General features: G+C 62.1%; 13 protein-coding genes and 3 tRNA genes. 5 read left to right on the forward strand and 11 right to left on the reverse strand.

Annotated elements, in window-relative coordinates; translation table 11 throughout:
• Positions 1-38: 38 nt before the first annotated feature.
• Together QME24_RS04980 and QME24_RS04985 are read right to left on the reverse strand one after the other, a co-directional pair.
• Entirely contained in the window at positions 39-2,399 is a 2,361-nt protein-coding gene (locus QME24_RS04980; protein WP_232892478.1) for a DNA polymerase II, read from the reverse strand.
• Positions 2,400-2,505: 106 nt separating this feature from the next.
• Entirely contained in the window at positions 2,506-4,614 is a 2,109-nt protein-coding gene (locus QME24_RS04985) for a TonB-dependent receptor (RefSeq protein WP_082414665.1), read from the reverse strand.
• 152 nt (positions 4,615-4,766) lie between these two features.
• On the opposite strand from QME24_RS04985, the gene QME24_RS04990 reads away from it, so the two are divergent.
• Positions 4,767-5,009 (forward strand): DUF1654 domain-containing protein, encoded by a 243-nt coding sequence (locus QME24_RS04990; protein ID WP_054905228.1) that lies wholly within the window; start codon positions 4,767-4,769, stop codon positions 5,007-5,009.
• 79 nt (positions 5,010-5,088) lie between these two features.
• On the opposite strand, the gene QME24_RS04995 is transcribed toward QME24_RS04990, so the two are convergent.
• The 6 genes from QME24_RS04995 to QME24_RS05020 all read right to left on the reverse strand — a co-directional run bounded on the left by QME24_RS04995 (position 5,089) and on the right by QME24_RS05020 (position 7,724).
• The gene (locus QME24_RS04995) at positions 5,089-5,871 is read right to left on the reverse strand and encodes an EAL domain-containing protein (RefSeq protein WP_054905229.1); all 783 of its coding nucleotides are present in this window, start codon (positions 5,869-5,871) and stop codon (positions 5,089-5,091) included.
• 87 nt (positions 5,872-5,958) lie between these two features.
• Positions 5,959-6,384 carry a GTP pyrophosphokinase gene (locus QME24_RS05000; RefSeq protein ID WP_054905230.1) on the reverse strand — a complete coding sequence of 142 codons (426 nt, stop codon included), beginning with the start codon at positions 6,382-6,384 and terminating at the stop codon, positions 5,959-5,961.
• A gap of 97 nt (positions 6,385-6,481) precedes the next feature.
• On the reverse strand, positions 6,482-7,051 hold the full coding sequence (locus tag QME24_RS05005) for an SPOR domain-containing protein (RefSeq protein ID WP_054905231.1): 570 nt from the start codon (positions 7,049-7,051) through the stop codon (positions 6,482-6,484).
• A 132-nt stretch (positions 7,052-7,183) separates the two neighbouring features.
• Positions 7,184-7,260 (reverse strand) — tRNA-Val (locus tag QME24_RS05010).
• A gap of 155 nt (positions 7,261-7,415) precedes the next feature.
• Positions 7,416-7,492, reverse strand: a tRNA-Val gene (locus QME24_RS05015).
• 155 nt (positions 7,493-7,647) lie between these two features.
• Positions 7,648-7,724: transfer RNA gene (locus QME24_RS05020), tRNA-Val, on the reverse strand.
• 201 nt (positions 7,725-7,925) lie between these two features.
• On the opposite strand from QME24_RS05020, the gene QME24_RS05025 reads away from it, so the two are divergent.
• The gene (locus tag QME24_RS05025; protein ID WP_009682777.1) at positions 7,926-9,209 is read left to right on the forward strand and encodes an FAD-binding oxidoreductase; all 1,284 of its coding nucleotides are present in this window, start codon (positions 7,926-7,928) and stop codon (positions 9,207-9,209) included.
• 108 nt (positions 9,210-9,317) lie between these two features.
• On the opposite strand, the gene QME24_RS05030 is transcribed toward QME24_RS05025, so the two are convergent.
• Positions 9,318-10,049: a peptidase C39 family protein gene (locus tag QME24_RS05030; RefSeq protein ID WP_054905232.1), complete on the reverse strand. Its 732-nt coding sequence runs from the start codon at positions 10,047-10,049 to the stop codon at positions 9,318-9,320.
• Between the two features lie 166 nt (positions 10,050-10,215).
• Between QME24_RS05030 and QME24_RS05035 the strand changes: the two genes are divergently transcribed.
• The gene (locus QME24_RS05035) at positions 10,216-10,395 is read left to right on the forward strand and encodes a hypothetical protein (protein ID WP_054905233.1); all 180 of its coding nucleotides are present in this window, start codon (positions 10,216-10,218) and stop codon (positions 10,393-10,395) included.
• 52 nt (positions 10,396-10,447) lie between these two features.
• On the opposite strand, the gene QME24_RS05040 is transcribed toward QME24_RS05035, so the two are convergent.
• Both QME24_RS05040 and QME24_RS05045 read right to left on the reverse strand, forming a co-directional pair.
• Positions 10,448-11,200 (reverse strand): TerC family protein, encoded by a 753-nt coding sequence (locus QME24_RS05040; protein WP_054905234.1) that lies wholly within the window; start codon positions 11,198-11,200, stop codon positions 10,448-10,450.
• A gap of 28 nt (positions 11,201-11,228) precedes the next feature.
• Positions 11,229-11,468, reverse strand: a complete 240-nt coding sequence (locus tag QME24_RS05045; RefSeq protein WP_054905235.1) for a hypothetical protein — start codon at positions 11,466-11,468, stop codon at positions 11,229-11,231.
• 133 nt (positions 11,469-11,601) lie between these two features.
• Here QME24_RS05045 and nhaR point away from each other — a divergent pair, with 133 nt between their 5' ends.
• Together nhaR and sstT are read left to right on the forward strand one after the other, a co-directional pair.
• On the forward strand, positions 11,602-12,495 hold the full coding sequence (gene nhaR / locus QME24_RS05050) for a transcriptional activator NhaR (RefSeq protein WP_054905236.1): 894 nt from the start codon (positions 11,602-11,604) through the stop codon (positions 12,493-12,495).
• 129 nt (positions 12,496-12,624) lie between these two features.
• Complete coding sequence (sstT, locus tag QME24_RS05055) at positions 12,625-13,836, forward strand: serine/threonine transporter SstT (RefSeq protein WP_054905237.1); 1,212 nt, start codon at positions 12,625-12,627, stop codon at positions 13,834-13,836.
• The last annotated feature ends 239 nt before the right edge of the window (positions 13,837-14,075 follow it).

Raw genomic sequence — 14,075 nt, forward strand, 5'->3', positions numbered from 1 at the left:
GTTCAGGGCATGCCGACGGCTAGCTATCTACTACCCGTTCAGAACAGCAGCAGTTGATGGTCGATCAGCCGCGCGAAGTCGTCGCCGACAAAAGGCAGGATGGCATCAGCCACCGGCTGCAACTGCCGGCTGATGTAATGATCATGGTCGATGGGGGCTTGCAGGTTTTCCAGCGGCTCTGGGCCTGCGGTGGTGATCACATAGCTGATCCAGCCGCCGCGCTGGTATTGCAGCGGGCGGCCCAGGCGCTTGTTGTAGTCGTCGGCCAGGCGTGCGGCACGCACATGGGGCGGGACATTGCGCTGATAGTCGGCCAGTGGCCGCCGCAAGCGCTTGCGATAGACCAGCAGCTCGTCGTTTTCACCCGCCAGCGTGCGCTGTACATAGTCACACAGGTAATCACGGTACGGCTCACCACGAAACACGCGTGCGTAGAGCTCCTGCTGAAACTGCCGGGCCAGCGGTGACCAGTCGGTGCGCACCGATTCCAGGCCCTTGAACACCATTTCTTCTGTGCCATCAGCCCGCTGCCTGAGCCCGGCATAGCGTTTCTTGCTGCCCTCGTCGGTACCACGGATGGTGGGCATCAGGAAACGCCGGTAATGCACCTCGAACTGAAGCTCGAGGGCGCAGTCCAGGTTCATGCTTTCGCGCAGGTGCGTTTGCCACCACTGGTTGACCTGGGCCACCAGCTCGCGACCGATGCGCACCGCGTCTTCCTCGGCATGGGCACCCTTGAGCCAGACGAAGGTGGAGTCGGTATCGCCATAGATCACGTCGAAACCCCGGGCCTCGATCAGCGCCCGGGTCTGGTGCATGATCTGGTGCCCACGCAAGGTGATGGACGAGGCCAGCCGGGGGTCGAAGAAGCGGCAACCGCTGGAACCCAGCACGCCGTAGAACGCGTTCATGATGATCTTCAGTGCCTGGGACAACGGCGAGTTACCCTCGCGTTTGGCCGCCTCCCTGCCCTGCCACACACGCTCGACGATGGCCGGCAGGCAATGCTGGCTGCGGGAAAAGCGCCCGCCACGGAAACCCTCCACCGAGTGCTCATCGTCAGGACGTTGCAAACCTTCCACCAGGCCCACCGGGTCGATCAGGAAGGTGCGAATGATCGAGGGGTACAGGCTTTTGTAATCCAGGACCAGTACCGAGTCGTACAAACCTGGGCGCGAGTCCATGACGAAGCCGCCAGGGCTGGCTTCGTCCGGGCGGCTGCCCAGGTTGGGCGCCACGTACCCCAGGCGGTGCATATGCGGAATGTACAAGTGGCAAAACGCGGCGACCGACCCGCCGCTGCGGTCCACCGCCAGGCCGGTAACCGATGAGCGTTCCAGCAGGAACTCGAGCAGGCGGGTGTGGGCGAAGATCCGCGTCACCAGCTCACAGTCCTTCAGGTTGTACCGCGCCAGGGCCGGTTTGTCTTCGGCGAAGCGCCGGTTGATTTCGTCCATGCGCTGGTACGGTGTGTCGATGGCTTTGCCTTCGCCGAGCAGCGTCTGGGCGACGTTTTCGAGGCTGAACGATGGGAAACTCCAGGTGGCCGAGCGCAGCGCCTCGATGCCATCGATCAACAAGCGCCCCGGGGCGTCGGCGAATACGTGGCCACCGCCGCCCTGGCTTCGCAAGGTCATGGCTGCGCCTCTGCGCCCCAAGGCCAGCGCTACCTGCAACGCCCTGGCGTGCTCATGCAGCACGCGCAGGTCGAACTGGATCAGGTTCCAGCCAATGATCGCGTCGGGGTCGTGCAGCGCCATCCACTGGTTCAGGCACACCAGCAGCTCGGCGCGGTCGGCGCAGTAGTGCAGATCGAAGTCCACCCCCGCCGGGTCGCCGTTGGGTTTGCCAAGCATGTATACCTGACGCTGGCCACAGCCCTCCAGGGCAATGCTGTACAACTCCCCACGTTCGCTGGTTTCGATGTCCAGCGACACCAGGCGCAGCGGTGGACGGTAACCTGCCAGCGGCCTGAGCTGAGCTTCGCAGAGCACGCCCTGTGCATCAGGCTTGCCGGTGAACTGCACGGGGGCGGTGATGAAGCGCTCCATCAGGTAGCGTTCGGGCGGGCGAATGTCGGCTTCGAAAACGTCGATGCCGGCGTTGCGCAGGCGTTGCTCCAGTTGCATCAGCTGCCGGTGCTGGCGGCAATACAGCCCCATGACCGGGCGCTGCTCGAAGTCCTTCAACTGCAAGGGCTTGAGCTGTACACCTGGCTCTTTGGCCAACAACACCCGGGCATGTTCAGCCTGCGCCAGCGGGATGAAAGCCACCGAGTCCTGAGGGGCAAGGCGCAATTGCCGGGGCCCCTGATCGGTAGCCAGCCAGAATTCCACGCAGGTCCCTTCGGGCGTGTCATGCCAATGCCGGGTCAGGACGAAGCCCTGCTGCAATTCCACCGCATCTACCTCTGAAGCGTATGATCAGGTGCTGATTCTACCGCTACCGGCACTGCCAGCGGTGGCTGGGCAGCCCCTGCAGGCGCCACCCGGCCCCTGTAGCCCGTCACTGGAACCGGTACGCCAAACCCGCCCCCGCATACCATGAGCGCCCAGGCGCGGCCTCGTAGTAACGCCCGTTGCTGTCGCCGACGATCACCGACCCTACATATTGCCGGTCGAACAGGTTGTCCAGGCGCACCAGCTGGTGGAATGTCCATGGGCCGACATGCTGCTCGAAGCGCGTACGCCAATTGAACACGGCATAGGCCGGCGCCGCCTTGGCAGCGTTGCTGTCGTCGACATACACCTTGCTGCGGTACTGCCCTTCCAGGCCCATGCTGACCGCCGCCACCGGCTTCCACAGCACCTCGCCGTACAGGTTGTCCTGGGGCACACCTGGCAGGCGGTTGCCACGTGCGATGGCCTGGCTGACGTTTTCGGCATAGCGCGCGTCGGTGCGGGTGTACACCACAGTGGCCTGCCACTGGTCGTTCCAATCCTGCTGCAGGCGGGCCTCGAAGCCACGCCGAAGGGTTCGCCCGGCATTGCGATAGCTGGTTCGGCCGTCCGTCGCACGGTCCACGACTATTTCGTTTTCGGTCTGGATCTGGTAAACGGCGGCGTCCAGCCGCGTGCGCTCGCTCAGCCGGTACTTCAGGCCCGTTTCATACTGCATGCTGGTGGCAGGCTCGAGCCCGAAGTTGAATCGTTCGTCCGCTCCCGGTGCATAGGCCATCTCGGCCTGCGTGGGTGTTTCGAAGCCTTTGCCGACACTCACGTAACCACGCAGATCAGGGGTGAAGGCGTACATCACAGACAGCGAAGGGGTAGCTTGCTGATACCGTTTGGAGCCGCTGGCGTCACCGTTGGCCAGGTAATGGTCATCGACGCGCATGTTCATGCTGCTGTAGCGCAAGCCCAGCTCGCTGGTCCAGTTACCGATTTCCCAGTGCGCCTGCAGGTAAGGGTCCAGGCTGGTGGCGGTGTCCTGCTCGTCACGTCGCAACTCGCCTTTCACACCCAACTGGTCAGCGCTGAAGTTCTGGTAGCCACGGCGGTCATCCTTGCTCTGGTCGTAATCGGCGCCAAGGGTCAGGGTGAGATTGCCGGGCACCTGCGCAACCGGCTGGATCCAGCGCAGCGTACCGCCCTGGAACTGCCGATCGAAGTCGACCACGCCACCCCCGCGCTGGCTGTTCGAGACCACCGTCCTGGGAATGGACAGGTACTGCACCACCCGGCGCTGCCCGGCGTACAGGTTCAGCTGCAACGTGGCGTCACCCACGTAGCGCTCATAGTTCATGCCCAACTGCTGGTGGTCGATGCTCTTGCGCGTGTCATAGGTTTGCGCCACTGCCGCGCTGGAGCGCGGGTCGTGCTTGTAGGCTTCCCAGGTCTGTCCCAGAGGGTCCTGGGTGCCGTTCTGTTCCAGGCTGCTGTAGATCAGTGCCAGGCGCGATTCGCTATCCGGCTTGAAATGGACCTTGGCGAAGGTCTGGTCACGGCGCGCCGCGCTGTGGTCACGGTAGCCGTCGGTGTCCATGCGCGACGCATCCAGCAGGAAACCGGCCGTGTCGTTACCGCCCTCGGCGCTCAGGTGGTTCTTGTTGAAACCGTCGCTGCCGAAGGTGGTTTCGGCACCTACCTGGGCAGGGCCCTGGCCGTCGCGGCTGAACATCTGGATAACCCCACCGGCGTTGCTGCCGTACAGGGTGGCGGCCGGGCCGCGCAACACCTCGATGCGCTCGGCCACATCCAGGTTGAGCGTGGCCGCTTGCCCTTGACCGTCGGGAGTACTGGCCGGGATCCCATCGCTGATCAGCTTGATGCCCCGCACCCCGAAGGCCGAGCGGGCGCCGTAGCCTCGCGAAGAAACCTGCAGGTCCTGGGCGTAGTTCTGGCGGTTCTGCACCACCAGCCCTGGCACCTTGCCCAGCACTTCCGACAGGTTGACGCCCAACTGGCCGTCAGTGCCACGGGACAAGTCGATGGTATCGACCGAGAACGGCAGGTCGAACGTACGGGTGGGCAGGTAGGCACCGCTCACCACCAGCGGCTCGATCACCACGGCAGTGGGGGCATCGGCCCAGGCATCGTCAAGCGCACCAAAGTCGCCTGCAATCAGCAGGACCAGGCCTGTAGAGGTAGGAAAACGAGAAAGAAATCGATACATGCGCAGCTTCCGAAAATGGCCGCCATTACACCAGACCCGCACCGACAGTGCGAATTCTCTGGCCAGCCTAGCCGGATTTTCCCTGACAAGCTGTTGCGAAATTGCTTACGCTGAAATACTGTACGCACATACAGCACAACAAGGATATTCCTGTGTCCAGCACCGCCTCCGCCACCCCAAGCAGCTACGTTCAGCTGGGTGTTCGCATCCAGAAGATCATCAACAGCCCCACCGCCCAACGCAGCCGCGCGGCGCTGATCTTCCGCCTGGAACAGGAAAGCCCGGACGACTGGGAAACCCTGCTCGAGGAAATTGCCGAGAACGACAACGTCACCCTCGCCCACCGTGACGATGGCGGCGTGCAGATTTTCTGGACGGTGCCGAAGGAAGACTGACCAGGCATGAGCGTGGCGCTTTTCGCTGCTACCGGCCTGCGCCTGCTGTGCCGCCCAGGGGAGCACCATCAGGTCAAGGTCAAGACAGCCGCTCAAACAACGGCAAACCATTCACCTGCGGCCGAGCGAACAGGTACCCTTGCATCAAATCAATTCCCAGCGCCGCCAGTGCTTGGCACTCTTCGTCAGTCTCGATCCCCTCGGCAATCAGCGTAATGCCCAACCGCTCGGCCACCAATACGATACCGGCCACGATGGCTTGGCGAACCACATCCTGGTTGACTCCCCGAGTGAGAGCCATATCCAGCTTGAGTACAGCCGGCTGAAATTCTGCGAGCAGATTCAGCCCTGAGTAACCCGAGCCAAAATCATCTATTGCAGTGGTGAAGCCCTGTCGCTCGTACTCCTTGAAGATCGACTTCAAGTGCTCGGTGTCCTCGATCCGCTCGCCTTCGGTCACTTCGAACATCAGCAGATTGGCGGGGAAGTCGAATGTGACTGTGGCCTCCAAGGTAGCCCGGATGCAGGTGCTGGCACGGTAGACGGCATTGGGCAGAAAATTGATGCTCAATTTACAGTTTTTCTGGCGTCCCAAGCCCAGTCCAGCCGCTTGCTCGATGGCCTTCACGCGGCAGGCCTGATCAAAGCGGTACAGGTTGTCGGGAGTTACCTTGGCCAAAATTTGCGCAGCGCTTTCACCGTTCACACCGCGAACCAGTGCCTCGTAGGCGAACGGCCTGCCTGAAGGCACATGGATTATGGGCTGGAACGCCATGGTAATGTCGAAACCCAGGCTAGCGAGGTCACGACATTGGGAGCAGCCAATCGCTAGAAAGGGCTGGGGGAACACTGGCTTGCTCATGGGCTATGTCGAGGTCACGGAGTATGGCGGTTCAGAATGCTTGAATCTGCATCTTATGCCAAGTCAACCTCAAGGCTTGCGGCTGAACTAACGAAGTGCCTGCAGGTAAGCGCTGGCCTCGCGATAGCGCGCCAGCCGCGCCAGGTCGGCAGGGCCTGGGCAGGGAATACGCGAAAGGTCACTGTTGTCGGCCAGGTCAGCCAGTTTGACCGTGCGCGCCAGCGGGTCGTCGCCCAGGCGCACGACAAAGTCCTGATAAGCTTCGCCTTCACGCCGGCTGAGCGCCAGCAGGGCTGCGAGAATTTTCAGCGCGAAGCCCTCCCGCGCCAGGTCGGAGAGGGTCAGCGAGGTATCCTCGATCACATCGTGAAGCACCGCAACAATGCGCTGTTCCGGTGTGGCAACCCGCAGCATCACACGTAAAGGGTGAAGGATATACGCCGCCCCACCCTTGTCGTATTGCCCTTCATGCGCCCTGGCGGCCACGGCTATGGCCCGCTCCAGTGTCGACATCAGGCGCCCCCCATCTCAGCCTCTCCCTACCCAAGCATAGCCAATGCTGGGCGCAAGGTGCCTACCATGCGCCTTGGGAGCGGGTTGGCCGCGCAGGTCAGCGCGCTGCGCCGTGCTGGATGACCACCGAGTCGGTGCCCAATTTGGCCATGACTTCGTCGCGGCGGGCCTGCGCCTCTTCGCGAGTAGGGAACGGCCCCATCAGCACCACCGGCTTGCCATCGCGGTATTCCACCGACGACGGGATGCCCTTTTCGATCAGGCGGGCCGTCATGTCGCTGAGCGCGCCCATGTTGGCGCCCTGCACCACCTCCACATCCCAGCCTTCGGGTGCCGGCTGGTTGGCCAGCGCTTCGGCGCGACGCTGCAGGTCGGCACCGCCGCACAGTTCGCGGATACGCAGGTTGTTGCCGGTTTCGTCCACGATGATGTCGTACTGGCCATCGCGCTTGAACGCCACGTAGCTGCGGTAGGCCTCGTACTGCCCGGCATCGTCCTTGCCACGGACCTGGCCGCAGATGGTGCCCTGGGTGTCGATCCGCACGTTGCCGAACTTGGCCGTTTTGGGGTTGTGCAAGTGTTCAGCCACCTGCTTGTGCACGCCCTCGACCTCGTTCTCACAGCCCGCCAGGGCGAGCACTGCCATTACCACAGCCAGTTTACGCACGCATGTACCTCCCGTTTCGAAGGGGCGGATTCTAGCATGCTGCGCGCTGGCCGAAGCGTGACCAAAGGTTACAGGCTGCTTCACGCGCACATGCAAAAAGGGCGATCATTGCTGATCGCCCTTTCTGGAGTTTGGTAGGCACAATTGGACTCGAACCAACGACCCCCACCATGTCAAGGTGGTGCTCTAACCAACTGAGCTATGTGCCTGTCGTGTGGTGCGCATCTTAGTGATCAAATGCGCACCTGTAAAGCGTTTTTTTCAGAAAAATCAAAAACTTTCGCAGTTTCCCGGTGTTGCAGCCAACCGCCGGAAAAACCAATGAAAAAAGGGGTGACCCTTGCGGATCACCCCTTCTTCGATTTGGTAGGCACAATTGGACTCGAACCAACGACCCCCACCATGTCAAGGTGGTGCTCTAACCAACTGAGCTATGTGCCTGTCGTGTGGTGCGCATCTTAGTGATCAAATGCGCACCTGTAAAGCGTTTTTTTCAGAAAAATCAAAAACTTTCGCAGTTTCCCGGTGTTGCAGCCAACCGCCGGAAAAACCAATGAAAAAAGGGGTGACCCTTGCGGATCACCCCTTCTTCGATTTGGTAGGCACAATTGGACTCGAACCAACGACCCCCACCATGTCAAGGTGGTGCTCTAACCAACTGAGCTATGTGCCTGTCGTGTGGTGCGCATTCTACGCAATTGGAAAAGCCTGTCAACACTTTTTTTCGCGCTAAGCTACTGAATCTAAACCTCTTTATAGAGAAGGGTCGCTTGCGACTGTGTGAGGGATTTTCAACAGACGACTAGCGGGTGTTTATTATTATTGATAGCATCGCTACATTCGTTAAAAATATAAAACACGAGGTTCCTGCAGCATGGCTAACACCCCCTACCCCCAGTCCTACTACGCCGCCTCGGCCAACCCGGTGCCGCCACGTCCGGCGCTGCAGGGTGAGGTGGAAACCGATGTATGCATCATCGGCGCCGGCTACACCGGCCTGTCCAGCGCCCTGTTCCTGCTGGAGAACGGCTTCAAGGTGAGCATCGTCGAAGCCGCCAAGGTCGGCTTCGGTGCCTCGGGCCGCAACGGTGGCCAGATCGTCAACAGCTACAGCCGCGACATCGACGTGATCGAACGCACTGTGGGCCCTAAACAGGCCCAGCTGCTGGGCCACATGGCCTTCGAAGGCGGGCGTATCATTCGCGAGCGCGTGGCCAAGTACAACATCCAGTGCGACCTGAAGGACGGCGGCGTCTTCGCCGCGCTCACCAGCAAGCAGATGGGCCACCTGGAATCGCAAAAGCGCCTTTGGGAGCGTTTCGGCCACAACCAGCTGGAACTGATGGACCAGAAGCGCATCCGCGAGGTCGTGGCCTGCGACAGCTACGTCGGCGGCATGCTCGACATGAGCGGCGGTCACATCCACCCGCTGAACCTGGCGCTGGGCGAAGCTGCGGCGGTCGAGTCGCTGGGCGGCATCATCTATGAGCAAACTCCGGCCGTGCGCATCGAGCGCGGCGCCAACCCCGTGGTGCATACCCCACAGGGCAAGGTCCGCGCCAAGTTCATCATCGTCGCTGGCAACGCCTACCTGGGCAACCTGGTGCCAGAGCTGGCCGCCAAATCCATGCCATGCGGCACCCAGGTGATCACCACCGAACCCCTGGGCGAAGAGCTGGCGCGCACCCTGCTGCCGCAGGACTACTGCGTGGAAGATTGCAACTACCTGCTCGACTATTACCGCCTGACCAGCGACAAGCGCCTGATCTTCGGCGGTGGCGTAGTGTACGGCGCACGTGACCCGGCCAACATCGAAGCGATCATCCGCCCGAAGATGCTCAAGGCCTTCCCGCAACTGAAGAACGTGAAAATCGACTACGCCTGGACCGGCAACTTCCTGCTGACCCTGTCGCGCCTGCCACAGGTAGGTCGCATCGGCGACAACATCTATTACTCCCAGGGGTGCTCGGGCCACGGCGTGACCTATACCCACCTGGCGGGCAAGGTGCTGGCCGAAGCCCTGCGCGGCCAGGCCGAGCGTTTCGACGCTTTCGCCGGCCTGCCGCACTACCCGTTCCCAGGCGGCCAGATGCTGCGCGTGCCGTTCAGCGCTATCGGTGCCTGGTACTACAGCCTGCGTGATCGCCTGGGTTTCTGATGTAGCGGGCCTCCTCGGTGCGGGACCCGCTCCTCCATGGGGCTGTGCGGTGCGCACACGCTCTGTGGAGGAGCGGGTCTGCCTGCGAAAAGGCCATGATGGGAACGATCATTTGCTCAGGCTGTTCACCGCCTGCTTCGCCGCGATTTCCTGCCCCGCCCGCGACAACTCTTCCGCCGCCTGCAACCAGCGTTGCCTATCCACTTCAGCCGGCAATTGCCGTGGCGGCTGCACCAGCACTGCCCAACTGCCCTGCTCGGCCCACGCCGAAGCGAACGCGTCGAATGCCATCATGTGCCGGCGGTGCATGCCCGAGCGCAGCAGTACCCGCTGCTTGTAGCGGTCATAACCGATCAGCACCGCATAGCGCGGCTCGCCCCACCAGGCGGAACCGTCTTCGTAGCGCAAGAGTACCGGGTTACCCGCCGCCACTTGGGTCAACAGCGCATCCAGTTGCTTGTCCAGGCGGTACACCACCATGCCGTAGTCCCGTGCCACGCGAGGGATGGCGGTGTCCAAAGCATCGGCACCCTGTGGCAGGTTCAGGGGCTTGTCCAGCAGCCCCGGGGTAATCGGTGCCCCCTGTTGCGACAACACTGCTGCCAGGGCCATGGCGCCGCTATGGTTGGCGTTGCCCCGGTAGAACGGCACGCTGCTGATTTCGACCCGTTGCGGCAGGCCTTTGAGATTGGCGGGCGGCGCACTGGCACAGCCCGCCAGGCTGGCTGCCACGATGAAGGCCGACAGCAGCCGCCGGGCGCTCTTGAAGGAAGATTGCTGCATGGACACTCGCTTGCTCCAACGCCGGGCAGGCAGCGCCCAGCTCTGGCCAGTGATCATAGGTCCGACGACGGCGCGGGTATAGTCCGACAACGGCTTGGAGCGAATCGGACTCAGAGATAGACCTTTGTTCGATGGAACGTCCCAGGCGAAAGGCTAGACTAAAGCAGTGTCTGGAACGCAAACGCCGGTCACTCTGGCGTTTGCCGCAGCGATGGAGGCACAGATGAGCCTGACCCTGGCAATCCTCATGCTGGTCAGCATGTGGCTGAGCGTCGCAGCCGCCATGCTATGGGGTGTACTACGTATCGTGCGGCGTCATGCACAACCCAATCAACAACCGCCGCAGGTGCCGGCCAAAACCCGGCACGTACAGCGAGCACGGCGGCCTGCGGGGGTGCACTGACCGCGCAGCATTCAGCAGCCAAACGGGGCGCAAAGCGCCCCGCTGCCCACCGTCAATGCTCAGCTGCCTCACGCTTGAGCCGCGCCCTGCGTGCGAGAATGTTGAGGACCTCGATTGCGGTGGAGAACGCCATCGCAGCGTACACGTAGCCTTTGGGCACATGGGCACCAAACCCTTCGGCAATCAGCGTCATACCGATCATGATCAGGAAGCCCAGGGCCAGCATCACGACAGTCGGGTTGTCGTTGATGAAGTTGGCCAGTGGGTCGGCCGCGACCATCATCACGATCACGGCAGTGATCACGGCGATGATCATGATCGGCAGGTGCTCGGTCATGCCCACGGCGGTAATGATGCTGTCTACCGAGAACACGATATCCAGCAGCAGGATCTGGAAGATCGCCGCAGCGAAGCCCAAGGTCACCGTGGAGCCCACCTTGGCCTCTTCCTTGGCACCGTGCGGGTCGACGTTTTCGTGAATTTCCTTGGTAGCCTTCCACAACAGGAACAGGCCACCCGCAATCAGGATCATGTCTTTCCACGAGAACGCGTTGCCGAACACTTCGAATACCGGGTCGGTCAGCTGGACGATCCAGGCCACCGTGCTGAGCAACGCCAGGCGCATGATCAGGGCCATGCTGATGCCGATGCGCCGCGCCTTGGAACGGTACGCCACCGGCAACTTGTTGGTCAGGATCGAGATGAAGATCAGGTTGTCGATGCCCAGTACGATTTCCATGGCCACCAGCGTAGCCAGGGCAATCCAGGCGGTAGGGCTAGCGGCGAGTTCCAGCAGATATTCCATTGTTCACATCCTGCAACGGCGGTTGGGGTCAGATTTCCTGGCTTTTTTCGTTCTTTTCAGCTTGCACGGGCTTCTGCCCTTCACTGCCAATGGCTTCGCTCAGCGCCTGCTGGGCGGCCTTGTTGGTATCGTCGATGGCCTGCTTGGCCGATTGAGCAGCTTGGTCGAGCATCTGCTGGGCGGACTTCTCGGCCTGGTCGCAACCAGCCAGGGCAAACAGCGCCAGGGCCAGTACCAGCGGCGTGCCGATGGATTTCAAGTGCAGCATGGGTTCCTCGCTTGTGGTGACTTCAGCAGCGCACGAGGCGCCTGATAACGAAGGATTCTAGACACGCCGATACATCAGGAAAATTCGTATTTTCAAGGGTTATACTTCGGGTTTTACGAATCGGGAAAACAGCGTGCTCAACTACCGCCAGTTGCACTACTTCTGGGCAGTGGCCAGGACCGGCAGCATCGCCCGCGCCAGCGAACAGCTGAACCTGACCCCGCAAACCATCAGCGGGCAGATCAGCCTGTTCGAACACACCTACGGCCTGGAGTTGTTCCAGCGTGTGGGGCGGCAGCTGGAGCTCACCGAAACCGGCCGCCAGACGCTGGCTTATGCCGAACAGATGTTCCAGCTTGGTGGCGAACTGGAGGCCATGCTGCGCGCCGGGCCACAGGAGCAGATCCTGTTCCGCGTGGGCGTAGCCGATGTGGTACCCAAGTCCATCGTCTATCGCCTGCTGGCCCCGACCATGGAGCTGGACGACGTGCTGCGCATCAATTGCCGCGAAGACAAGCTCGAACGGCTGCTCGGCGACCTGGCCATCCAGCGCCTGGACCTGGTGATTTCCGACAGCCCCATGCCCAACAACCTGGATATCAAGGGCTACAGCCAGAAGCTTGGCGAATGCGGCCTGAGTTTTTTTGCCACCCCTGCATTGGCCAAGCGCTACCCGGGTGCCTTTCCTGCCTGCTTGCAGGACGCCCCCCTGCTGATTCCCGGCCAGGAAACCGTGGTGCGCAGCCGCTTGCTGCGGTGGCTGGGCGACCAGCAGGTGCAGCCCCGCATTGTCGGCGAGTTCGATGACAGCGCATTGATGCAGGCCTTCGGCCAGTCGGGCAGCGGCATCTTCGTTGCACCCAGTGTGATCGCCGAGGAAGTGTGCCGACAGTACGGCGTGCAACTGATCGGGCAGACCGAGGCTGTGCATGAGTCGTTCTATGCCATTTCGGTGGAGCGCAAGGTCAAGCACCCGGGGATCGTGGCGATTACCGAGGGGGCACGGCGAGAGCTGTTCCACTGGTGACCGGGCTGGTTCGCACGGCCTCGCCTGCATTCGCTTGCGGGGCGGCACTGGCCGCGAAACGTGCCGGGCCGCCCGGCAAGGCTCTGTGCTAAAGTCCCGCCCTTTACAGAATCCGAGATAACGCTGCACATGACCTCTGTTTTCCGCCTCCTCAACCGTACCAGCCTGGTGACGCAGATCGTCATCGGCTTGCTCGCCGGTATCGCCCTGGCCCTGCTGGCCCCCAGCGTGGCCGGCGACCTGGCCTTCCTCGGCAAGGTCTTCGTCAGTGCCCTCAAGGCAGTGGCACCTGTACTGGTATTCATTCTGGTCATGGCTTCGATCGCCAACCACCGGCATGGCCAGGAAACCCACATTCGCCCTATCCTGTGGCTTTACCTGCTGGGCACTTTCGCCGCGGCATTGGTGGCCGTGATCGCCAGCACGCTGTTCCCCTCATCATTGGTGCTCAGCACCGGCGAAGCCACGCTCAGCGCACCGGGCGGCATTACCGAGGTACTGCAGAACCTGTTGCTGAGCGCGGTCGACAACCCGATCAACGCCCTGCTCAACGCCAATTTCATCGGCGTGCTGACCTGGGCCGTGGGCCTGGGCGTGGCCTTGCGCCATGCGGGAGATACCACCCGCACCGTGGTCGAGGACCTGTCCAACGGTGTCACCCTGATCGTACGTGTAGTCATCCGCTTTGCCCCGCTGGGCATCTTCGGCCTGGTCAGCGCGACCTTGGCTCAATCCGGCCTGAACGCCTTGCTCGGCTACCTGCACCTGCTGGCAGTGCTGATCGGCAGCATGCTGTTCGTGGCGCTGGTGATGAACCCGCTGATCGTGTACTGGAAAATCCGCCGCAACCCGTTCCCGCTGACCTTGCTGTGCCTGCGCGAAAGCGGCATCACCGCGTTCTTCACCCGTAGTTCGGCGGCCAATATCCCGGTCAACCTGGCACTGTCAGAGCGCCTTGGCTTGCATGAAGACACCTATTCGGTGTCAATCCCGCTGGGTGCCACCATCAACATGGCCGGTGCGGCGATCACCATCACTGTGCTGACGCTGGCCGCAGTGCATACCCTGGGTATCCCGGTCGACCTGCCGACAGCGTTGCTGCTCAGCGTGGTGGCAGCCGTCTGTGCCTGCGGTGCCTCCGGCGTGGCAGGGGGGTCGCTGCTGCTGATTCCGCTGGCGTGCAGCCTGTTCGGCATCCCCAGCGAAATTGCCATGCAGGTGGTTGCGGTGGGCTTCATCATCGGGGTGTTGCAGGATTCGGCGGAGACCGCGCTGAACTCCTCAACCGATGTGCTGTTCACGGCCGCGGCGTGCCTGGCTGAAGAGCGGCGTAACGGCTAATGTCGGTCAGTCAAGCGATTGGGGCCGCTTTGCGGCCCATCGCCGGCAAGCCGGGCTCCCACAGGTGCAGTGCAGAGCTCAAGCTTAGTGCGGTCCTGTGGGAGATTCTATGGCCGCTGCATCTTCAGCGCCTGTGAGATCGAGCGCCGCCCGCGCGGCGCAATCGCGAGCTGCGCTCGCTCCTACGTTTGTTTCGGGCCAATTATTCCTGTGGGATTCGCGCGCGAACGCCTTGGTGC

It is taken from the genome of Pseudomonas sp. PARCl1, assembly GCF_947311875.1.
Lineage (GTDB): Bacteria > Pseudomonadota > Gammaproteobacteria > Pseudomonadales > Pseudomonadaceae > Aquipseudomonas > Aquipseudomonas juntendi.

Coding starts and splice junctions, on each gene's coding strand:
- QME24_RS05035 (WP_054905233.1), top strand. CDS start 10,216: ATGAGCCTGACCCTGGCAATCCTCATGCTGGTCAGCATGTGGCTGAGC.
- QME24_RS05045 (WP_054905235.1), bottom strand. CDS start 11,468: ATGCTGCACTTGAAATCCATCGGCACGCCGCTGGTACTGGCCCTGGCG.
- QME24_RS05030 (WP_054905232.1), bottom strand. CDS start 10,049: ATGATCACTGGCCAGAGCTGGGCGCTGCCTGCCCGGCGTTGGAGCAAG.
- QME24_RS05040 (WP_054905234.1), bottom strand. CDS start 11,200: ATGGAATATCTGCTGGAACTCGCCGCTAGCCCTACCGCCTGGATTGCC.
- QME24_RS04995 (WP_054905229.1), bottom strand. CDS start 5,871: ATGAGCAAGCCAGTGTTCCCCCAGCCCTTTCTAGCGATTGGCTGCTCC.
- QME24_RS05000 (WP_054905230.1), bottom strand. CDS start 6,384: ATGTCGACACTGGAGCGGGCCATAGCCGTGGCCGCCAGGGCGCATGAA.
- sstT (WP_054905237.1), top strand. CDS start 12,625: ATGACCTCTGTTTTCCGCCTCCTCAACCGTACCAGCCTGGTGACGCAG.
- QME24_RS05025 (WP_009682777.1), top strand. CDS start 7,926: ATGGCTAACACCCCCTACCCCCAGTCCTACTACGCCGCCTCGGCCAAC.
- QME24_RS04985 (WP_082414665.1), bottom strand. CDS start 4,614: ATGTATCGATTTCTTTCTCGTTTTCCTACCTCTACAGGCCTGGTCCTG.